Origin of the sequence: Alteromonas sp. a30 (assembly GCF_026788005.1) — a bacterium.
Classification (GTDB): domain Bacteria; phylum Pseudomonadota; class Gammaproteobacteria; order Enterobacterales; family Alteromonadaceae; genus Paraneptunicella.
The window spans coordinates 171,323-194,996 of record NZ_JABEPE010000005.1 but is presented as its reverse complement, the minus strand read 5'-3'; the positions used below and the strand labels follow the sequence as shown (position 1 = coordinate 194,996).

The following is a 23,674-nucleotide window of genomic DNA, read 5'->3' as shown; positions in this document are numbered from 1 at the left end:
GCTGTTCCTTTTATTTTTACTATGGGAGCTTAAAATTGCATCTCGTAACTCACAGCAACACGAGTTCCTTGACCACCGTAGGTAAATAACGCCGGTGCAGAAAGCGTGCTATACAAGATTTGCGCGCGTTGGCTCCAAATCGTTTCATAACGTTTGTCGAATAAATTCTGAATACCAAAGCTTAGTTTGCCTTCGCCCAGTTGGTAGTGACCATTGATATGCGCCAAGGTGTAACCGTTTAATTCGTTGTTATTATCGTCGTTATAGTCGCGCATGGTTTGTACTAATAGCTCTAAACCCAATACGTCATCCTCATAACCAAATCGAACTGATGCGGTGTTTGGGCTGGCTTCTTCCGCGGTTAAATCGCTCCAGTCCCCATTGGTTTTTACTTCACTACGCAGGAAATGCCCTTGCACACTGGCGTAGAATTCATCCGTAATATCTAAATTAAACTGGCCTTCAATTCCCATGATACGGCGCTCATCGTCGTTCACATCAATAGCAAGCGTAGCACGGTTAAACGAGGTGGTTTTATCCGACAACGAATAGTACCCACTCAATTGGAAGTGATAGTTGTTTTCCGCTTTACGCCAGCCAAACTCAATGGAATCCGTTTTAATGCCAGAAAGGGGGTTTTGTGCAATGTTAATGCTGTCGATAAGCACAGGGCCTTCACCGTAAGGGCCGGAGTAAGTGCCTTGTCCGTAGTAGCGAGCTGGATCAGGAATATCGAAGCCCTGACTCACGTTTGCCCAAAATTGCTGGTTTTTGTCGATGGCATAGACTGCGCCAACGTTAAAAACCCATTCATCGTAGTCTGTTTCGCCGCCGGGGATGCTATCTGGTGCGAAAGGGTATAGACCACTGGCGAACAAGTTTTGTTGAAGCAAGCCAGTAAAGTCGCCCACTTCTTGTTCAATGCGTTGAAAACGGAAACCACCGGTTAAGCGCCATTGCTCGCTTGCCTGCCATTCTGTTTGGGCAAATAAGGCCAGTTGATCGCTGTCTATGTCGGGATAGCGCTGCAATACTTGGGCTTTTTCGAACACTAAACCACCGGACGCCAAGGCTGAGTTCAAATCGAAAATGTTCTGAATGGCGGTGAAAGATTCGGTGTCGTAGTCCACGCCATAGCTAATGCGTAAGTCGTCCATGTCTTTCACTAACACCACTTTTGCACCAGAAATGTCGGTTTCTTGCACTGAAGAAGCAAAAATCGGGTAGCTTTCGCCGGGGAAAGGGGAACCCGTGACTCTGAAAATTGACGGGAACGGGAAGAAACTTAAGGACTCCTCGCGATGATAAGCTTGCATCAATAATTGATGACCAAGGAATTCATCGTTGTGATACTGCACGTTGTAGAAGTCGCGCTCGGTTTTTGGTTGTTCTTCTAGCGATAAACCATCACGTAATTCAATGAAGTCTGGAAAGCCCAGAATTCCCGCTAAGTTTGGCCCCAAATATGTGCCGTAATCTGAGTCTTGTTCGCTTTCGTAATATTGGGCAACAAACGACAACGATTGCTTCTCGTCGATACGAATATTGACGTTACCTTGCACATCAATCGTATCGTTAAATTGGGTGTCGGTTTGGGTGATGTCGGGCAAGATTTGATTGCCATCGGCGTCGAAGTTAGCGCGCGTAGTTGACCATGCAGCGGCTAATCTGCCAGTTATGTTGTTTGAGCCGCCCGCCACAGAAAGCGCCAGTTTTCGGTTTAAATCTTCACTGTTATTAAAGCCTGAAGAAACACCCGCTAAGGCACTCACTTCCCATTCTGGCCCTTGGGCTTTTTTGGTAATGATATTGATGATACCGCCAGCCGCACCCGCGCCGTAAATAGAAGTGGAACCGGAAAGCACTTCCACGCGAGAAACATTGAATGGGTCGATACTTTCTAATTGACGGCTAATTTGACGCGTTGAGTTCAACGAGACACCGTCGATCATTACTAGTGCCGTGCGACCCCGTAAATTTTGGGCAAAGTTGGTGCGACTTTCGCTACCAAAGTCGAAGCCGGGGATCAGGCGTCCCAAGACGTTTTTTAAGTCTGCACCTGTACCGACTTCCTGTGCGATTTGGTCGTTATCTATCACCCAAACGGTTGCCGCGACATCAGCAATGCTGGTTTGCGCGCGAGTGGCGGTAACCGTTACCGTTTCTAACGGGTTGTCATTCTGCTCTGTGACTTCATCGGCAATTAAGTGTGTTGAGCAGGTTGCTAAACAAATACCAAGCGTAATGCGATTCAGGGCGTTCATGTATTGTTTCTCTGTTGAGGGTGATGTAATTCCGATGCTTTCAGTGCTGGAGCCGTTTCTTCTGGTTCGCAAAGCTCGGGTGCGGATACGCGTTTGAGTTGAATAACGCATATCGCAAGTAATATGGCTGTCGGCAGGAGTAAATAGTGCATGCTGAACGGGCTACTTAAAATAAAGGCGGCAAGTCCTGTACCTAGCAGATGCCCAATGGTGTGAGATTGCGCGGTAACGCCACTGATCTGGCTATGCGGTAATCGGTGTTCATGTTGTTGCATGAGTTGGTGCGTGTACCAAGAGGGCAGACCGGCAATACCCAATGCCAGTAGCGCTAAACCCAACAGTAAAAAGGACCATGAGTTGGGTAAAAACACCAAACAAGCACTGCCAGCAACCACCGATAAAAGCAACAATTTGGCATACCATGTTTCTTGTGTATCACGTTTAGCGAGTTTGGGAAGCATCCAGCGTTGAAACAGGATAACCAAGCAACTAATAAACAACAGTAATTTGGCGTAATGCTGGCTCGCTTCCACTTCTGAGTACCCTAATTGGGTGATGAACGGCAAAAGAATAAGCTGCACAATGGCAACCAAAGCGGTGGTTAATAATGCTGCGCTAATGCCGAATTTGTTGATTTTTTTAAAGGCATTTAATTGAGTCTCTGCGGGAATTAAATTTGCTTGCCTTTGCGTATTCTTGTCGGTAATAGGCACCTTCATAAATAGGGTTAACAAAGTGATAACGGCCGGGGCAATTAACAGTGCATATAGTGGAATTGGCAGTAACACAATAATAGGTCCAATAAATCGACCAATTGTAATATGGCTACTGAGTTTAGAAAGCGCTGCAACCCTTGTATTACCTGATTTTGCATCGCTTTTCTGAGTCGTTTGTTGATGTGCCAGTGCGAGGTTGGTTTGTGCTATTGGTAAAAATGCGCTGGTGAAACAACCTGTGGCTAATCGGGTAACAGCAATGAGTATCAACCACGAAGGTGTAAAGAAAATAAGACACACAAACAGCACTGTACTCACAATTAATCCGATGGATGCGATGCGAGTGGCGTCTTTTAGGCCAATTACACCAATGGCTTTACCCCACCAACCTGAACCAAACCAATAACTTAGTAGGTTCAAATTCATGATAAGGATGAGCATTCCCCATTCGTTAGCATCGCTGCCAAAGCCCAATAAACTCGCCACTTGCGGAAGCAACGCGAGCAAAAGGGTCTGGTTTGCACCCAGTACAAGCAGATGAATAGCATAGAACATGAAATTAATTTACTAACGTAAATGAGAATGATTCATATTACAATTGATCTTCTAAGGCAAAGTCAATACATTAGGGGCATAAATTTTTTCTAGCCTAGGATTGGTAATAGAACTGCACATATTTTGTGCAAAATTAGGGCTAAAATGCGTGAAGATGCTTTCCTTTTACAGCTTTATATCGGCTAATTAACCTAAATTAACGGTATAAGCTTAGCATCGTTTTTTGTGTTTGCCGTTTTTGATCAAAAAAAGTGCGAGCAATGCAAGAAAGGTTCAAGTTGGATATTCAAAACCTAAAGGCGAAATATCATAGTGGAAAATATGTCTGTTGTGTTTGATAAGTGGTCTGTGGCGAATCGTTTACTGGCTGCAAAAATTTTATCTGAATTACATTTCGAAGAAGTGCTTAATTATGAGGTGGTTGAAAAAGCCGTTTTCGAAAAAGCCTTTTCTGATACACAAGGGGAAACCGATGCAAGTACGCCAGCGTTTGAGTCTGCGTTAGGCGTCCCTCAATACTACCGATTGGTCACGCCTCATCGAGATTGGTTTTTTGTAGCAACGCGGTCGATTTGGGGCATGTTTGTTGTTGAACCTGAAAGCGTGGTTAATGCTGATCAGCATCCGGTTGAGGCAGGACGCTTGCTGCTTGATATTCAATCCTTTATGAAAATGAAAGATATTCATATGTCTGGTTTGATAGAAGAAGTGCAGCAAACGCTGTACGCTGATTGTGTGTATTTGCAAAAGCTCGATAGTATTTCTGCCGAAGCGCTGGTGCAAATATCAGAAACAGAAAGGCAGCAATATTTAAAAGCACATCCTAAAGCGGTGGCCAATAAAGGGCGTTTAGGTTGGGGTATTGACGAGTTAGACCGATACACACCCGAAGCTGGTCAAAGGATCCAATTGCATTGCTTAGCGATTCATAAAGCGCATTGCCGCACAGGTTTTCGAGAAGATTTATCACAATCGGATTTATGGCAACGTACGTTTGGCAAAAGTAGCTGGCAGCACTGCCTTCAACGGTTAAAACACAAGCAAGTTGAAGGTAAACAGGTCAATCCCGATGATTATTGGCTAACGCCTGTGCATCCGTGGCAATTTAATCGCTTTTTGTTAACACAGTATGCCAGTTTGTTTGCTCGTGGTGATTTGATTGATTTGGGCGTGTTAACCGGCGATTGGATTGCTCAGCAGTCTATTCGCACGCTAAGTCCGAGCGAGCAAGGCGAGTTTGATATTAAAACCGCTATCACCATTTTGAACACCTCTTGTTATCGCGGGATCCCCGGCGATTTTATCGTACATGGTCCGCGTTTAAGCCGCTGGTTAGCACAGCAAGTGTCTACCGACCCATTACTGTCTGAGCTGGGGTTACATGTACAGCAAGAAGTGGCTGGTATTTATTGCTCTCAACCTTTACAAGCGGAATTGGAGAAAGGCGCGTATCGATACAAAGAAATGCTAGGCTGTATCTGGCGCGAGCGCGCCGAGTCGGTAATTGGCGATGGTTTGCGCCCGATGTCGATGGCAACGTTAATGCAAACTGATGCCCAAGGTAAGAGCTGCATTGATGCGCTGATTAGCTTGTCCGATTTATCGGCTGAACAATGGTTAAGACGCATGTTCCGCCATGTGGTTGTGCCTTTATATCATTTAATGTGTCGTTATGGCGTGGCGTTGGTAGCACATGGTCAGAACATTACGTTGGTGCTGGATGAACAGCATCGCCCCGTTGGTTGCATTATTAAAGATTTCCACGGTGATTTGCGCTTAGTCGACAAAGCATTCCCTGAATTGGAATCCCTCGATAAAGATATTCAGGACAACGTAACGCGTTTGCCATCGCACTATCTTATTCATGATTTACTAACCGGACACTTTGTGACTGTTTTGCGTTTTGTCTCACCATTGTTAGCCCAACATAAAGTGAGTGAAGAGATGTTTTATCATTGGCTTGCAGAGGAAATTCGCCAGTACCAAAGCGATCATCCGCAGTTGCAGGCGCGTTTTGAATTATTCAATTTATTGAGTGAGAAAATCGAGAAGGTATGCATTAACCGCGTGCGTTTTAAAATCGGTTATGACGACAGCGACGAGCGCCCACTGCCAGAATTAGGTGAGCCGATTGCTAATCCGCTAAGGGCGGTTGATTTCGCCTAAATTCAGGGCGTTAAAGCGAGAATGTAGCGCCTGAAAAATTGGCATATTCGGGCGCTAAAATCACGGTATTAGACTTTATTGCAAACAAAAATGGCGCGACCAATTTCATCTGCACCAAAGTCTTCTTTTACTCTGAACATATAAATATTGTCGAAGCCGGCATTGGTTAAGCAGTTTCTGACTTCTTCTTCGGAATAGCATTTCTGATCGATGATGGAATCATGACGCTGCCATAAGTCGCCTTTGCGATGGAATGAGGTAATCACTAATCGACCATCGCCAGTTTCTTTATTGTAAGTGGTATGAGATGTACATACGACTTCATCTTCTACAACGTTAAAGTTGAGCTCGTTGCTATCTTGTCCCCAATAATGTTCAAACCCGGCTTCCATTCGCAAGTCGAATAAGAAAGTGGCACCGGACTTTAATGCTTGACCGACATTGGTGAATATCATCTCAAGTTCATTAAGTTTTGTTGTGTGGTTAAGGCTGTCGCACATGCAAAGAGCGGCGTCAAACGGTTCGTCTACGCTAAAATTGCGGGCATCAGCGACAAAAAAATCGGCATCAGGGACTTTATTTGAGGCCACTTCAACCATTTTTGAAGACCCATCGAATCCGGTCATTTGGTAATGGCGTTGTTGCAATACTTCTGTGACTTTTCCGGTGCCGCAGCAGACATCTAAAATGCGGCTACCTTCGGGGGTTTTGGATAGAACAAAGTTTTCAATGGCGGGAAGCATATTGAGGCTTTTGCCTTCCACATACTTTTCATACATTGAGGCAATAATATCGTATTCTGGATATTCGAAATTATCTGACATGGTACAACTCTCCTGAAAAAGTGTACAAACGCTAAAACGGTATGCGCTGCACGTTTATCTATCAGGGTAAACTTTTATTGGTACTGCAAAGGCGTACCCTGAACTACAGTAAATCTGCTTTTATCAGTTCACATATCTTTGGGTAATCGTCGTGGATAAAAAAGTGATGACCTTCAAATTCATGGACACTGAAACGACCTTTACAATAGTTGCCCCAGTGTTCAAATACATCTCGGGACACTAATTTGTCGTTGTCGCTAAAAAAGGCGGTAATAAAGCCATCTATTTGGATGGCTGGACTTTTGTGACGGTAGTTCTCTATAACTTTATAATCGTTGCGAATAATGGGAAGGAAGGTTTGAAGTAAACTTGGAAATTCGAATAGCTCTTTAGGAGAGCCGTCGACTTTCTTTAATTCTTCGGCCAATTTCTCATCGTTTAAAATATGGTAATCCGGTTCTGTGTATCTGTGCTCTGGGCCATTTCTGCCCGAAATATAGAGTCCTAAAGGTTGCGGTAGTCCTTCGTCAATAACGCGACGAATTAGCTCATAGGCGATAATGGTTCCCATACTATGACCATAAATAACCCAAGGTGTCCCTTGCTCAATCAAAGGTTTAATGCGTGGGAATAAATCATCAACGGTGGCTTGCATGGAATCGGTGAACGGCTCATTCATGCGTCTTCCATGACCCGCCGGCTCTAACGGAATGACTTTGAAACGATCACCTAATGGCACCTGCCACTTTCCATAAGTGGATTCGGCAATGCCGCCAGCGTAAGGGACCGCAAAAAAGTTGATTGTGTTAGCCGTACTCATTGAACGCTATTCTTCCTGTTATTAATTTACGCATTAAAAGCTGATGTTGACGCCAATATCCGCACGCCAATTAAAAGACATACTGCCAAACTCACTGTCATCATCACCAAAGGGTAAAAGAATGTCTAAGGTGATTTCTGCGTTTTCAAAATAACGAGAATTTAGATTAATAGAGCCGAGGGTAGAATGGTCTTCTAAACCGCGAGTCAGACTGACGCTATAACCGAAGTTATCGGTGAATTGATTGCCTGAGCCTTCTGTAAGGGCATCCTGACTTAAGGTAAAGGCAAAATAGCGATGCTGGTTACGCCCGTAAGCAAGGGAGTTGAGCCAGTTAGCCGACAACAAGCCTTGCGGTGATGCGGGGTCGTCTAATGCGCCGTAAATGTCACGCAAAGTGTCTTTGCTGTAGGCGTCTTGAATATAGTAATACTCACCTCTAAAGGTTAAGTGGCTCTCGAGCAATTCGTAGCTCATGCCAACTAAGTAGGTCAGCCAATTGCCTTTGTCGTCTTTGACTTCGCCCGGTGCGGGGTAGGTGATGCTATTACTAATAGCGCCCATGCCTGTCGGATCGCTAAAAGCATCGCCAACGAAGGTTTGTGTCGTCGGGCGTGCATACTGAGAGCGCTCGCGCATGGCGATATTCACGGTGGTGGACAGTTCACCTTTGCTCTCTCCGGTAAAGACTAAAGGGTCGCCGGAAAAGGAAATCGCAGCGGCGTTACCGGTTTCTTCGGAATTGTAGTACACCACGTTGAAGTCGAAGCCATCAATGGTGTTATTGGTCCATTTTGCACCAATGCCAGTGCGTTCTGCACTGTTATCGAGATTTAGCAAAAGCGTATAGCTATTGCCAGCGGTGAACCAATCTAATGAAACAGAATCTACGCCTTTGGCGTTGGTTAAATCCAAGCCGCTAGGATCAAGCGGTGGATTAATGAAGTCAGAGGGAACATAAGCTAAACCATGCCCCCATAATATGCGTTGTCGACCTACGGTAACTTTCATATTGCCAGCAAAACGATGCGCCACAAAAAGCTGGTTATAGGTGACATCATATTCGCTTTCAGTGTGAAAGCTGCCATCGGTATTAAATACGCCATCATCGAATTTCAGCATGTAAGCGTCGAAAATGTAGGTGGTCTTGCGATCTGGGCGTATTTTAATTTTGGTGCCAATAATTTCGTTGACCGTATTAAAGCCGTCCTTATCAGTAAGGAATATGCTGTCGCTGTTCACGTTTTCCGTGCCGAAGTTAAGGTTTAGCTCGGCATCCACCCGTACACCTGCTCCCGGGCGAGGTAATGCATTTGCGCTTAGGCTCACAAGGGCTGCGCTGGTAAGAACCAGCGAGCACAATGTTTGACCTAAGCGGCGGGAGTTTTGAATTACGTTATGTCCCATGTTATTCCAATGATTCGAGGTAACCTAAACTGAACATAAACTCTTCAATGTCGTCAGACGCGTTAACCGAGTCGAATGTCATCACGCTGTGGCGACCTTTCTCCAAATGGTTTTGGATAGTGGTCTTCATCGGTACTTTGTAATCTCCTACCATTTGATGATCAAAATACGCAATGGATTTAATCATGGTGTCGGAAATCGCAAAGCAGTCATTACGAATGATGGTTTTGTTGATGGGGTCAATGTAACTCACGATTCGTGAATAACCTTCGGTATCAGGACGCGCACGTAACTCGGCGCGAATAACCGGCTTACCATCTAGCATTTCATCGGTGTGCGATACGATGTCGTAATCGTCTACCAAATTGAGCTCAAGCAAGTCGTAGTTATTCGCATCGGTTCCCATAAAACTATCGCGCGCGGCAATACGAATCGAACGATTGATTTTGCTAAAGTACATCCATAAATCTTCGGAAGATTTAAGAATGTATTTGCCTTTATCTACGCGAGGCGACAGGATTTCGATAAGCACGTTATCGCCTTTAGCGAAAAACTCCATCGACAAGCTTTTCGATTCTTTCTCGCCCTTAAAACTGGCTAGGCTCATAGTGGCAATTGCCGAAGGTGGGAAGCTGTTTTTCTCTAAACTGTGGAACAACTCGCGCACTTCCTCTGAGACCACCGCCGTTTCTTTGGCGCCCATGCTCTCCGAGCTCATGTCCTGCTTTTCTGCCATTGACGAGCTTGCTTCATGAGTCGCAGTTTGCGCGGCATCTGCTTGCTGTGCGTAGCTTGGGTTTAAAGCGAATACCAGCGATAAAGCAATAGCTGATAGGGATTTACGCATGATTTTCCTCCTTATTCTCGGAATCCGATTCCGGCACCTGTGCGATACCATCCACAATGGTGGTTTGGCTGACATCTTTGCGCTGATGAACATCTTCCTCAGACAAAATCGCACCGTCACGCATGCGAACAACCGTGTCACAATGTTCGATGATGTCTGGATCGTGGGTAGAAAATACGAACGCGGTGTTTTCGTTACGGTTCAACTCGCGCATGAGTTCCAAAATACGCATTGATGTTACCGAGTCCAAGTTGGCAGTTGGCTCATCAGCTAATACCAATTGTGGGCGATTCACCAAAGCGCGGGCAATGGCAACACGTTGACGTTGACCACCAGAAAGCTCTTCTGGTTTGTGGTTCACGCGGTCGCCTAAGCCAACGGATTCAATCAAATGCATGATCCAATCTTTGGTGTCTTTGCGTTTTTGTGGCTTCTCACCAATTAAGGTGGGCAATTCAATGTTTTCATACACACTGAGTACAGGCACTAAGTTAAATGACTGGAAAATGATGCCAATCTTCTCGTTTCTGAGTAATGCCTGTTGTTTTAAGTCTAATTTGCTGGAATCCACACCATCAAAAGTCACGATGCCAGATGTGGGCGTATCCAAACAACCCAACATGTTCAAAATAGTGGTTTTACCGCTGCCGGATGGGCCTGCGATGGTAATGAAGTCATGCGAATCGACTGTGAAATTGATGTCTTTAAGGGCTTTTACTTTGGTTGCACCCAAGTCGTATTCTTTGCTGACGTTAGTAAGTTTGATTTCCATGATTTTCTCCGAAAATGCTTTTCTGCTGCACTGACTATCGGTCAGCAATGGCTTCAGTAATAGGTTTCTTGGCGGCACTGGTGACAATGAAAAAGCTCACTTGTGCCGTCACTAATTTGCAGATAATAAAGGGCAAGATGAAGCCACCAATATCCAGCGCCGGGTAGAAATGCGAGGCACCAATAAAGGCTTCAAATTGCGGATTATTAATGGGAATTCCCACATCTACCGTTAGCAAGTAAGCGATAACCGCAATACCAATACCTGCCAGTGAAGAAAGGTCGGACAACAACACGTTCTCCATCATGAAGATTTTACGGATCATTTTAGGCGGTGCGCCTAATGCGCCGTATGTAGCGATTTCTTTGGTACGCTCGATGACCGTCATCACAGTGGCAAAACCCATACTACAACCTAAAATGGTCATAATGATACCCACAATGATAAAGAAGCCAGCTTCAATACCAAATACCAAAGAGCTAAAGAATTCAGCACCATCTTCCCACCATGTGGCATCTAATTCGGGATTGCTGTCGTTATCTAAATACTGAGCAACCAAAGCGTTAACTTGCGGCATCAACACCTCGCGTTCAGCGTCTTCAACAAGGTGAATGTTAAGGCGCGTCATCACGTTTTCGTCGTCGAGTAACACTCGGGCAGGTTGCAAGCTGGTGTAAACGTAGTTGTTAAACCATGCCGACAAACTGTTAGTGAGGAATTTCCCAACCACAGTGTACTGCACCAAGTTCACACGACGATTTACCGTGCCTGCTAACAGCGGAATGGAGTCGCCCACGTTAATATTGTGACGACGCGCTAAATCTTGTGGCACGATAATTTCAAACGCGTCGTTTTCCACCATACGACCTTCGGTGATGGAGAAGTTGTTGACTAAACGAGGCTCATTTTCAGGATTAAACGCCGCCATTTTAAAGGTCACGGTGTCATCCGGTAGATTCAAACGTACAGGCAAATCGATGCGTGGATGAATGGTTTCCACCCCTTCTAATTTGCTAACTTCGTTTAAAAATGGAGCTGGTACGCGCAAATATTTGTATTCGCGGTCAAACACGTTTTGATCAATTTCTTTGTTGATTGTGGATGAAACGTAAATTTCCCCCGTCGCAAGTTCAACAAGATTATCGGTAAAGTTACGGGTAACGCCGGCTAAGAACTGGGCAAAATATGCCATGACAAACGCAGCGAAGAAGATCAAACCCGCTTGCAACAAGTTACGGCCTCCGTTTCGGAGTAGGCTTTTAAAAACCAGGGACCAAATAGCATTCATGAATAGTGTCCTCGTTGCTTATTTCTTGTTACTAAGAAGTGAAACCAGATTTTGACGTCCGGCCTTATGACAAGTGGTCCATGTGACAAGCATCGACACACCAATCACGAGCAAACCACCTAATAAGCTGCCGCTAATATTAATGACAGGGAACATCACTTTTCCGCCATAAATATATTGGTCAACTTGGTTCGCAGCTTGAATACCACCGGCAAGGTTAATGCCTGAAAGAATGGCGACGCCCAGTAAGAAGCCAACGAGATAACCAATCACAACTTTCAAGAACACCTCCAGCATAAACATGGTGGTTAGTTTGCCCGGCGTCATTCCAATCGACATTAACGTGCCGATTTCAAAGCGACGCTCATGCAAGGTAATGCTGGTTAAGATAAGCACCGTCACCAGCATAACTAGGATAATGGTGCCCACCTGAATGACACCCATACCTTCTGCAATAACGGAAATATTTTCTATTGAGGTTTCCACTTCGAAATAGGCATAAGCTTTTAACTCTGGGAAGTCGTTCGCTAAGCTTGCATTTAATTGCTTTGCCAGTGCGCCAATGGTTTCTTTGTCTTGGAATTCTGGCTTAACGCGCACCACAATTTCCGTGGCTTCACCATCCAAATACAGCAACTCATGTGCAGTATCGATGTTAATAAAGAACACATTGTTGATGAATTCATCGATGAGTACAGGGGTATTCACAATATCCGCTAAGGTGTATTCCGCCGCATTAAATGAATCGTTTGGCGTCTCACTAAATACCACAATACTTTCGCCTTTGCTCAAACGCGTTTTCTTGGACAAATAGCTCGAAATAGCCGCATTTTCACCATTTTTAAGTGGCGCAATAATGTCGGTTAAGTCGGTACATACCAAGCCTTCCGTTTCTGGGTTAACCGCAATGATCATGGCGGGTTCAGATTGGTTATCATCACCAATGAGTGAACCAAAACGGACGCGTTCCGATGCCGCCTCAACGAAAGGCTGGCTTTTAATTGACGATAACACCTTGCCGACATCATCAGTGGCAATCACGGGTAACTTTTTCGATGAGGTAAATTGGAAGAAATCTACCGGAGCAGACTCAGGTTTAATCACTAAATGACCAGTTAAGGTGTTAGTAACACTCTGCGTCAAGGTTCGATTAATTCCGCCAATTTGCCCTAAGGCAACGACAAGCAAACAACTGGCGACCATTACCACTAAAATATTGATCAAGAAACGCCAACGATGTCGAAAGAGATTCCTAATTGACAAGCTAAGTAGCATGTTAGTCTCCGTTTGTTGTTGTTATAGGACGATACAGAACACAGGTTCCGTAGGTTGCTAATTTCATGGTTACTCCAGTGGTGTTGAATCTGAAAATACGGTCTTTAGGGCATCGTCCATTACTTCGGTAAAGCGGGACATATCTGCCTCAAAGTTACATAAAATATCCAGTACAATGTGCTCATCATCTGATGTCGCAATCGCATAGAAGCTGGCGTAATCCAGTTTTCCGGGCGAATCGAGCATCTGGCTAGTCGCGAAGTCGATAATCTTGCGGTATTCCTGTCCGGCTTTACCGGCATAGTTGAGCAAGATCATCGGATCTTTTTGCGATAGCTTTTTCGGGCTGGTCAGACCCACAACGTCACGCCATTTCACTAACATGCCAAGGTTTAACACCATGTTCATGAAGCTAATGTTGTAACGATTCAGGCTTTGAATCTTCTTATTCATGCCTTCAATCATTTGTGATGGCGTGCCCGACGTATCAATGAGCAGCGGCACCACATCCACGAAAAGCCCCAACGTATCGAAGAAGGGCAGGTCATGGTATTTACGGCCCTGATAAATCAACTTCATGGGCACGTGTTCGATATTGAAATAACGGGCTAAGCCGTAGCTGAGTAACGACAGTGTGACTTCAAAAGCCACTTCGTCATCGTCGCCGATATTCCAGTCAGCTAAGCGCACTTTGTATTGCAGTTGCGATATCTTCGGCTGACGATTAGCCACAATGTGGTTTTCCACCACGATGCGGCTTTCACCGTATTTGTCTAGTTCGAATAGCTCGATCATTTGTTGCGGCGTAATGCCCAACGGACCAGCGTTAATTTGTGTCAGGTATTCATTAAAACTACGTACTGGCGGCATTGATGCAGTAGAGCCTGCGCGTAAAGTGCGGTAACGGTTCACTAATTGGCGGCGTAATACCTGCCCACTCATGTTGTCGAAAATGGAGTGATCCAAATTAAACAGTAAGGTGCATTGGTTTAGCTGATGCCTAATCAAGACAACGTGGAACATGATGCCGTTTTCGCTATCGAAATCGGACTCGTATTCCGCTGCCATTAACGCTTCAATGACTTGCTCGCGCGCTTCAAGGCAAAGATGTGATAAATCCAAGTATGGCAAGGCTAATGACGATGGTGTTTGATGCTGTAACCAACGGTGCTTATTCATGAAGTTACGCTGCAAACTACTGCGCATTAAGCCTTGACGACGTACCACATCCACAAAGGCTTGATTGAGCAATTCGCGGTCTGGAATTTCATCCAATTCAATTTGGTATAAAGACACGCGGTTGTCGGTTTTCAAATACATTTTCTGGAACGGACTAATCGCGTAATCCATTTCCACAGGTTGATTGGTTATCGACATGCTCAAGCGGCGCTGTGCGGTTTTCACTTGTTGTACTAACTGCTGTAATTGCGGTTGAGACAAATCAACCATGGCAAAATGCGCATCAAATTCGCTTTGTTGGAAGCGGCTGTTGCTGCCGTCTTTGTTTAACATTTTAGACGCGGGGAAAACGTAGTCCGGTTGCAAGCGTTTATCTAGGTGCAAGGCAAGGATTTCATCGACCAACGCTTGTCCTTTGTGATTGCTGGCAGTGAGGTCTTTGTCATCCAAATACAGCACGCGAATATCACGCTCTATAGGCGCTTCATGGGCGCTTTCCGTATCTGCTGGCGCATCTGTTAACAAAGTGTATTGCTTGATGCTGGTTTGCAAACCGAGTTGGCGTTGAAGGTGAGCAATCAATTCTTCATCGGTTTCAACCTGACGCGATGTAGCACCATAATTTTGATGCAAATAGCTAGCAAGTTGCGACACTTTCGGGAAGTTAAACACTTCGTTTGGCATAATTTTAATGCCGTGTTTTTCTAATTCCGTGGTTAGCTGTGCCACTTTAAGCGAGTCGCCACCTAGGGCAAAGAAGTCGTCCTCGGCAGAGATGTGGTCTAAACCAAATAGCGGCTTCATTAAGTCGACCAATAAGGTAACGTAATCGGATTTGCCACCTGACACACCTGTGTCTTCGGATTCTGCGTTGGCGCTTTCTGCATCCTCTGATTCAAGCAAGCGCATCATGCTGCATTGCGCTGGTTGTACACAGGCGCTAATCCAGTCGCTATCCATGGCTGCAAAAGCATGCTGCAAGTCGCTCACGGAAGGCACATGATGCCAAAGCGGTGATGCATCCGCTGGCTCTAACGCTTCACTGAAGGGCACAAGGTATTGATTCCCGGGTGTTAGTCCTTCGCTTTGCGATGCCATTAAGGCGCGGAATTTATCGGCAGCATGCCAACGGGTATCGTTATGGAAGGCGCCTTCGGCTAGTTGCCCATCGGATAAAATCGCGACGTGAGTGGCATGGCCTTGCTGTGATTTCAACCACTGACTCGCCTGTTGAAAGTAATTTTCATAAGCCAACCAACCCGGGTGCGGATGACCATTCACATGTGTATAGGCGTCGGTATAACCCGCCAATACGGTGTCTAATACGAGCACATGATCTAACTGGCGACCTTCAAATTGATTGGTAACAAGCGCACTTGGGGCGTTGCGCCAAATACTATCTTGATTGATCTGACGCTCTGGGCCTGACTTCGCTTGTGCAATAATCAAACCTACATCGGTACGGTTCTGGGTTGCTGCATCACGCGGGTAAGTCGCCACGCTTTCAAATGGCACAGCAGCAAGAATTTCTTCCCAACGCGGCAGTGAAACCAACGGCGAAAGGGCGCGCTCGTCTTGGTCGAAATGCCACCAACCGTCAGCCATGCCCCACGCTAAGTCAACGTAGCGACGTGTGTTAGTCCGTTCAAGCAAACAGAACACACCGTGGTCGTTTAATAGCTGTTCTAAATTCGTGGCAACTTGACCAATGTGCTTGGTGGCATGAACCACGTTATAAGCGTAAATTAGGTCGAAGTAACCTTCCGGTAAACCTTGGTTTTTCGCCGGTTTGGTAATATCGAACACACCAAAGGTCATGTTGTCGTAACCTTGCTCCATGGCGAATTGCTTGGCATCGGCAAGGAAGGTGCTACCAACATCAGTGAACCAGAACTCTACATGACCTACATTCGCCATCATCGGCATAATGCGGCGCATGGCCATGCCCCAGCCACCACCGACTTCAAGAATACGGATACTATTAACGCCGGAAATCAAGCGTTTAAACACATCTTCAAACAAGCTCATAATAAGCTCATCTTCGACCTGTTGAATGGAGCCTGTGTAGGTGTCTTGGATCAGTTGGTTTGAACCATCAGGATACAAGACTTCAATGGGCTGGATTTCGCTATTGAGCACTTTCACATAGCTGTTAACTGCGTGACGCAATAACGTAAGCTGACCGTCGAAAAGGTGCGTGATTTGTTGAATGTCTTTTAAGATTTCATCTGCCGGGCGCACCTCATCCAAGGCTTTGGTTAAGGTGTAGGTTTGCAAAGTGCTATCTGTTTCAGCCGCCGCTGGCGTTAAAAAGCCATCTTGCTGCAACATGTGGATGAAGTAGTCGGCATAACGATGCAATTGCTCAGGCAAATCTAAGCGCTGAATAAGCATTTCGCGGTCAACGCTATCGCCCACGCTTAAGCGAGAAGTCGCGACCAAGAAACTGGAAAGCCACGACATACAATATTCATCGACTAAGTGATGCGCTTCGGTTAAATCTGGTAGTTGGTAATGCTCTTGCCAAGAAAGCTGGGTATCACGCAATCCCGCAGTAATTTGCTCTAGCGACTGTGTAATTGCCGGGGTAATGGGTTTATTTAAGCTTAACTCAACCGGAGTGATCGCTGCGCCAGAGGCAAGCTGTAACCGTTGCTGCAAAGTTTCAACGGGATAACCTTGCGGTATTAACAATGCCATGTTCTGACGGTTGAAACGCAGGTTGCCAACTCGATAGTGGTCATCAGCGGCTAGTTCATAGGAATAGCGGTCACGCAGGGTCAAGCGAATGATGGCGTTTTGTGCTTGCTCATCAAAAATTTCACGTTCTAGCTTCTTCGCCATTGCCTGAATTAATGCGGGTTTAGTATCCGCTGGCACGTAAACGACGCGCACATTGATTTTTTCCAAACTGGCTTGTAATTGACGCTGCCATAGCGCCACCAATTGCTCGCTCGCTTCATCCAGTGGCGATTTTGATTGTACCAACAGCATTAGCGTAAATGTCTGATTTGGATAATCTTCCTTCAACACCTTACATAACGCGCTCGCTCGTTGCTGCATGGCGGTGAGTGATGGCGTTTTGCTTAAGTCGGTTAGGGTGACTAACAAGTCGGGAATGTCATCTAGGCGACGTAATAGCGTCAATAAACGTCTGATAGACGCGGGTGAATCTAAATCGGCCTTGTATTTGTTGTTACCAAGGGATAAATCGCCCAACTCTGGGTTTATGCCATGCATCACATGGGATACACGCAAGCCGCCAATAGCGCTAATTAACGCAGGTTTGCTGTTATCGTTTTGGAAATACAAACAAGGTTGCACGCCTTCGCTATATTGTTGCACCGGTGCGAGGGCTTTTTGCCATGTAAAGCTATGTGGCCCTGCAACTTCCGTTGGCACGGTCATTTTTGCCGATGATGTTGAGGCGGCGCTATCGTCAAGGTCTAAACTGGTTAATAAGGTGCCAATATCGCCTCGCCCAATAGGGAATTCTCGTTGTGCAAACGGATACAGTGGCAAGCGCAGTTTTTGGCGTTTGGTTGGTGTATCTTCGGTAACGCCGTACCATACCTTCCAATCCACGTTAACACCATTGGCTTGAATGTCACCAAGAGCTTGGGCAAAAAGTTGCAGGTCATTAGCGGCGTTTTCATTTGCGCTTGTTTTCACCGAAGCTGAGGCTAAGGTAGAGATAGTGCGAATGGGCTTGCCAGCAGCTTGTTTGGCAAAGGCGGTGAGCACCGTACCCGGACCCACTTCAATCAATAGGGTGGTTGGGTCCGAGCAAATTTGGGCAATGCCTTGATGAAAACGCACGGCTTGGCGAATGTGCTGTTGCCAGTAGCTTGCATCGGTGGCTTGTTCAGCGCTAATTAGCTCTCCGGTCACGTTAGAGTAGTAACTCATGCTGGGCGCGTTTAATGGCAACGCCGCAACAAAATCGCCAAACTCTTGCAGCATTGGTTCCATCATAAAAGAGTGGAACGCATGGGAAGTGTTGAGGATTTTGTTTTTAATGTCTTTTTCGGATAGTTGCTGCGAAAATGCTTCAATACCGGCGAACGTGCCGGCTACTGTGCATTGTTTTGGTCCATTAACTGCCGCTAAATTCACTTGTTCGCTAAGCCCGCCTTTTTCGCTGAAGGCTCCTTTCTCGCTAAGGGCTTCTTTCTCGCTAAGGGCTTCTTCAAGGAAAGGTGTTAGCGTGGCTTCGTCGCAGTTCACCGCCAACATTGCTCCCGCATCCATCGACTGCATTAGCTTGCCGCGCAAGCTTACTGTGGCAATGGCATCTTTTAAGGTGAATACGCCTGCAAGGGTCGCGGCAACAAATTCTCCTAAGCTGTGACCAATCATCACATCCGGTTTCACGCCGTAATCCATTAGCGTTTTGGCTAGGGCATATTCCACCACGAACAAACACACTTGAGTCATGTGGGTTTGGTCTATCTGGGCTTTGCTATTATCGTTGGCCTCACCCAATAACAAGGCTCTCACTGGCAAACCTTGAGCGTCGCAACTTTCTAAACAGCTATTTAATGCTGCTGCGTATTCAGGCAGGGCATGATAAAGCTGTTGACTCATGGCCGCGTATTGCGTGCCTTGTCCCGGGAACATAAAGGCGGTTCTTGCTTGAGTAAGCTGATCTTTAGCCATCAGTTCGGGGTTGTATTGATTGCTTTTCAGCGATTCGCTCAGCGTAGCAACATCGTTAAAAACAATGGCTTGGCGTACGGGTAAACCGCCACGGCCAGCGTGCCATGTCCAGCATAAATCCGCTGGGTTGGTGTCTGGGTGTTGCTGTAAAAAGTCGGCTAATTGCTGCTGAATACGGCTTAGGCCGTCTTTGTCGGCAGCCGCCAGCGACAGTACGTGCAAGGGCTTGTCGAATTCACCAGATTGGCTTTCTGGCGCTTCTTCTAAAATCACATGTACGTTGGTGCCACCAATTCCGAAAGAGCTAACACCTGCGCGAAGCGGTAATTGGTCTGTGGGGTTTTCTGCATCCGCTAAACGTTGCCATTGAGTGGTTTCATCCACTAGATAAAATGGCCCGCTGCTGAAATCAATTTTCTTATTCGGCTCGGTGATGTTAATGGAAGGTGGAATGGTTTTATGTTGTAACGACAACACGGTTTTAATGAAAGAACCTGCGCCTGCGGCGGTGTCCATATGACCAATGTTGGATTTTAACGAACCAATGCCACAAAAATGCTGTTTATCGGTACGGAAAGCCTTTTTCAGCGCTTCAATTTCTACCGGGTCGCCTAAGTTGGTGCCGGTGCCGTGGGCTTCAACATAACTAATTGAGTCCGCTTCAACTTCCGCTAAGAATAAGGCGCGACGAATGACTTCTGCTTGGCCTTCAACGCTTGGCGCGGTGTAGCCTACTTTGCGCTCACCGTCGTTGTTGATTGCACTGCCGCGAATAATCGCATAAATGTGATCGCCATCAGCTTCGGCATCTTCTAAGGATTTCACCACGATGGCCGCCATACCATTGCCTTCAATGGTGCCGTTGGCGTCTTCAGAAAAGGCGCGGCATTTGCCGTCGGCGGATTTAATCATGCCATCTTCATAGCCGTAACCATTTTTGCTTGGCAGGGTTAAACCCACGCCAGCGGCAACCGCCATATTACAAGCGCCGGTATAAATATGACGGCACGCCATATCTACCGCTAATAAAGAGGTGGAACACGCAGTATGAATGGAAATCGCAGGGCCGTGTAAATTCAGTTTGTAGGCCAAACGCGTCGCAAGGAAATCTTTGTCGTTTAATTGCAACGCGGCAAATTGCCCAGCGGCGGATTGCGTGGCTTGCAAGAAGGTGTCTAATTCCCAAGTAAAGTTACCGGATGCCCCAGCAAACAGGCCAATATTGCGTTTCTTACCTTGGGTGTCGTTGGCATAACCTGCGTCTTCTAAGGCGTGATACACACCTTGGTGCAACATACGCACCTGCGGGTCCATCATGGTGACGTCACCCGGAGTATAGCCGAAGAAATCTGCGTCGAATTTATCGAGGTTCGGGAACACGCCTTTGGCGCGCACATAGTTTGGGTTTTCTAATAACGAGGGCTCGACGCCAGCCGACAATAATTCCTCATCCGTGAGCACATCAATACAGTCTTGGCCAGATACCAAGTTTTGCCAAAATTCATCTATGGAGCTTGCGCCCGGAAACGCGCCAGCCATCCCTATGACGGCGACTTCAAAGCCTGTGCGGTGAGTTTTAATAGCCATTAATCTTCCATCGCTCGTTGTAGTTTACGGGATTTCATTAGGTTCTTGCGGGCGTTATTTAAGCCTTCCGCTTCTTCTGCTTGCTGCTGTTTTTGTGCTTCTTCATTCGGGTTTAAATAGTCTGCAAGACGCGCTACCGAGGTGTGCTCAAACATGGCTGTCACCGGAATGTCTTTTTCAAGCGCTTTTTTCAAGCGGTTGTTAATGGTGATCAGGTTCAGCGAGTCTGCGCCGACATCAAAGAAATTGTCGAACACACTAATTTGGTCAAGGCCAAGCACCTGTTGGCAAATGTCAGCAATTGAACGCTCAATATCATTTCTTGGTGCAACCGCGTTGTCGTTACTGAGTTTCACAGCTTGCATTTCGCGAAGCTGGTTACGGTCGACTTTGCCGTTGGTATTGAGCGGGAATTTGTCTAAACGCATCATGTGGCCCGGCACCATGTAACCCGGCAATTGCTGAAGTAACTTCTGACGCACTTTCTTTTCGTCGATGGTGGGCGATTCGCTGACAAACCAAGCGTGAAGCTGTTTACCTGCGTTTTCATCTTCTTTTACCATCACGATGGATTCCGTAACGCCTTCAACACGGTTGATGGCCCATTCAATTTCGCCAAGCTCGATACGGAAACCGCGAATTTTGTGTTGGAAGTCTTTGCGACCTTGAAGGTCGATGTTGCCATCGGGCAGCCACCGTACAATGTCGCCGGTACGGTACAAACGCTCACCGGGTTCAAACGGGTTATCAACGAACATTTGTTCATTCAATTCTGGTCGTTTGATATAGCCTTGGGCTACGCCATCACCACCCACGCATAACTCGCCATAAGCGCCCGGTGGTAGCAAGTTGAGTTGCTCATCCACGATGTAACAGGTGGAGTTATTGATAGGTTTTCCGATAGGGAAACGGAACTCAGACGGTTCGGCAATGTGATAAGTGGCGCTGAACGTGGTGTTTTCTGTAGGTCCGTAGCCGTTAACGATGTGTATGTTCGGGTTGGCTTCTAGCACCTTGCGGGTGTGAACCAATGACACCACATCGCCGCCAACTAACAGTTGTTTAATGTTGGAGAATAACGTGATATCGGTATCCACAAGCTGGTTAAAGAGTGCTGCGGTTAACCAGATGGTAGTGACTTGCTCCATGGCAAACAGCATTTTTAAACGGCTGGCGTCTAAAATCACGCTGTCGTCGTACATGCACAGCTTGCCGCCATTTAATAACGCGCCCCAATATTCAAAGGTGGTGGCATCGAATACTGGCGCACCTGTCGACAAAATCACTTGCTTCTCATCGAAGGTTGCGAAGTTGGTGTTTTTCACCAAACGCACAATATTCTTCTGAATAACGGTACAGCCTTTTGGCTGGCCGGTAGAGCCAGAGGTATACATGATGTAGGCCGGACTTTCTGGTGTGAGCGCTTTGGGAAAACCTGCATCCGATGCATTTTCGGAATCAGACAGCGACTCAACTAATATGCGGCTAACACTGGCTGGCAACGCACTTACGTAGTCTCCATGACTAATCACTAACTTACTTTCTGCGTTTTCCAGAATAAAGGCTAAGCGCTCGGCGGGGGCTTTAATATCCAGTGGCAACCACGCCGCGCCAGCATATTGCACGGCTAAAATGGTCATGATGACATCGGGGCAGCGGGGCAACAAAACCGCCACCGTATCGCCCGGTTGAACACCTTGCGCGACTAAGCGTGATGCCATGTTAATGACGTGTTGGCGTAATTCGTTGTAGGTGTATTTTTGCTTGTCACCTGTCAGGGCTATGCGATCCCCAAATTCTGCTACAGTTTGTTCGAAAAGCTCCGGCACTGTGAGGTCGGAAGGGTAATCTACTTTGGTATCGTTAAAGCGATTTAATACCGTGTCACGTTCATTTTCGCTGCAAATCGAAAGTGCGCTAATGGCAGATTCTGGTTGATTGGCAATGGCTTGAATAAGGGTTTCGAGTCCACGCTGAAGCTGCAACATTTGGTTTTCACTAAAACGTGCAGCGTTGTAAGTGAAGTTAATTTTGGTACGTATGCCGGGGTTGACGATCAGATTGAAATCGTAATTGGTTTGCTCGTAAACCACTACGTCGTTCACGCTCAATAGGTTTGGATCGTCGCTGCTGGCAACCTCCTTCATGCGATCAGCAATCGGGTAGTTTTCAAATGCCACCACATGATTCAGCAAGTCGTTACCTAAGGGCGATTGTTTTTGCACGTCGTGCAAGGCCATAAATTCATACTGGCTAGAGTTAATCAACTGTTGGTGAACAGCTTTGGCTACAGTAATAAAGCTGTCTGTTGATTCGGCCTTTACGCGTAAAGGTTGGGTGTTAATGAACAAACCCACCATATCGGCCACGCCCGCCAGTGCCGCCGGACGACCACTAACGACGGCACCAAATACCGCATCTTGAGTATTATTGTACTTTTGCAATAACACGCCCCAAGCGGCTTGGAATACGCTGTTAAAGGTAATTTGATGCTGCTTGGCAATGGCATCAATTTGGGCTGTGAGCTTGTCGTCCAGTTCGAACAAATGGGTTTGTGTGATGCTGTCTTCTGGGCTGTCGGTTACAGCGCAGTCGTACCACGGAATACCTACTTCGGCTTCATAATCGGCAAGCACCTCTTTCCAGTAGGTATTACCCGCTTCGTTATTTTGTTGCCCTAACCACTGAATGAAACTTGCGTATTGATGCGGCTCTTGGAGCGGTACGGAAGGGTCGTTGGCTAGTGCTTCAACGGGTTTTTCCGCTAACATCTCGTAAAAACTAAATAGATCACCAAACACTAATCCGATGCACCAACCATCAAGAATAATGTGGTGGAACGTCACGACTAAGCGGTGTTGATTGTCGCCGTGTTTTAACAAGGCGGTACGCATGAGTAAGTCTTGTGATAGGTCGAAGCCTTTGGCTCTTTCCTGTGTTTTCCATGTCTCAATGCCTTGCTCGTCTGCGCTGGAAAAATCCTGTTGATTGAGCGTGACTGTGCGCTGTTTCAGGATGATTTGGCGAGGTTCATCGGTTTTACGAAAACTGAAAATCGTGCGCAAAACCGCGTATTTTTGCACCACCAAATTTAACGCTTGTTCGAGCCGTTTATGGTCAACCGGTCCGCTTAACTGAAAGTCAAACTGTTCAATATAGGCTGTTGTTTCAGGGTCTTTAGCATATTGCACTAACATCCCGCGTTGCATGGGCGCAAGACCGAAGATGTTTTCGATATTCTCTTTGCTAAGTTCGTTTGCCAAGTTTTGCGATACAGTCATAATGCTTTCCGGTAATAGTTTTTATAGCGAAATT

Annotated in this window: 12 protein-coding genes; 1 reads left to right on the top strand and 11 read right to left on the bottom strand. The window is 46.4% G+C overall.

Going from position 1 to position 23,674, the window contains the following annotated elements; all coding sequences use genetic code 11:
- Positions 1–29: 29 nt before the first annotated feature.
- Together HJG39_RS07355 and HJG39_RS07350 are read right to left on the bottom strand one after the other, a co-directional pair.
- The gene (locus tag HJG39_RS07355) at positions 30–2,264 is read right to left on the bottom strand and encodes a TonB-dependent receptor (protein ID WP_268408244.1); all 2,235 of its coding nucleotides are present in this window, start codon (positions 2,262–2,264) and stop codon (positions 30–32) included.
- On the bottom strand, positions 2,261–3,535 hold the full coding sequence (locus HJG39_RS07350; RefSeq protein WP_268408243.1) for an MFS transporter: 1,275 nt from the start codon (positions 3,533–3,535) through the stop codon (positions 2,261–2,263). Before HJG39_RS07350 ends, HJG39_RS07355 begins: the two co-directional genes overlap by 4 nt.
- 321 nt (positions 3,536–3,856) lie before the next feature.
- Here HJG39_RS07350 and HJG39_RS07345 point away from each other — a divergent pair, with 321 nt between their 5' ends.
- On the top strand, positions 3,857–5,701 hold the full coding sequence (locus HJG39_RS07345; protein ID WP_268408242.1) for an IucA/IucC family protein: 1,845 nt from the start codon (positions 3,857–3,859) through the stop codon (positions 5,699–5,701).
- Positions 5,702–5,769: 68 nt separating this feature from the next.
- Here HJG39_RS07345 and HJG39_RS07340 read toward each other — a convergent pair whose 3' ends face one another.
- The 9 genes from HJG39_RS07340 to HJG39_RS07300 form a co-directional block, all read right to left on the bottom strand.
- Positions 5,770–6,525 carry a class I SAM-dependent DNA methyltransferase gene (locus HJG39_RS07340; protein ID WP_268408241.1) on the bottom strand — a complete coding sequence of 252 codons (756 nt, stop codon included), beginning with the start codon at positions 6,523–6,525 and terminating at the stop codon, positions 5,770–5,772.
- A gap of 103 nt (positions 6,526–6,628) precedes the next feature.
- Positions 6,629–7,345, bottom strand: a complete 717-nt coding sequence (locus HJG39_RS07335) for a thioesterase II family protein (RefSeq protein ID WP_268408240.1) — start codon at positions 7,343–7,345, stop codon at positions 6,629–6,631.
- Between the two features lie 33 nt (positions 7,346–7,378).
- Entirely contained in the window at positions 7,379–8,752 is a 1,374-nt protein-coding gene (locus HJG39_RS07330; RefSeq protein ID WP_268408239.1) for a hypothetical protein, read from the bottom strand.
- Position 8,753: 1 nt separating this feature from the next.
- Positions 8,754–9,599, bottom strand: a complete 846-nt coding sequence (locus HJG39_RS07325; RefSeq protein WP_268408238.1) for an outer membrane lipoprotein-sorting protein — start codon at positions 9,597–9,599, stop codon at positions 8,754–8,756.
- A complete protein-coding gene (locus HJG39_RS07320) occupies positions 9,592–10,371 on the bottom strand; it encodes an ABC transporter ATP-binding protein (protein WP_268408237.1) in 780 nt (259 codons plus the stop codon). Before HJG39_RS07320 ends, HJG39_RS07325 begins: the two co-directional genes overlap by 8 nt.
- A gap of 34 nt (positions 10,372–10,405) precedes the next feature.
- Positions 10,406–11,659, bottom strand: coding sequence for an ABC transporter permease (locus tag HJG39_RS07315; RefSeq protein ID WP_268408236.1), 1,254 nt, complete (start codon positions 11,657–11,659; stop codon positions 10,406–10,408).
- Positions 11,660–11,677: 18 nt separating this feature from the next.
- Complete coding sequence (locus HJG39_RS07310) at positions 11,678–12,934, bottom strand: ABC transporter permease (protein WP_268408235.1); 1,257 nt, start codon at positions 12,932–12,934, stop codon at positions 11,678–11,680.
- Between the two features lie 69 nt (positions 12,935–13,003).
- Positions 13,004–20,359, bottom strand: coding sequence for a type I polyketide synthase (locus HJG39_RS07305; RefSeq protein WP_268408234.1), 7,356 nt, complete (start codon positions 20,357–20,359; stop codon positions 13,004–13,006).
- Positions 20,359–23,640, bottom strand: coding sequence for a non-ribosomal peptide synthetase (locus HJG39_RS07300; RefSeq protein ID WP_268408233.1), 3,282 nt, complete (start codon positions 23,638–23,640; stop codon positions 20,359–20,361). Before HJG39_RS07300 ends, HJG39_RS07305 begins: the two co-directional genes overlap by 1 nt.
- Between the last annotated feature and the right edge of the window lie 34 nt (positions 23,641–23,674).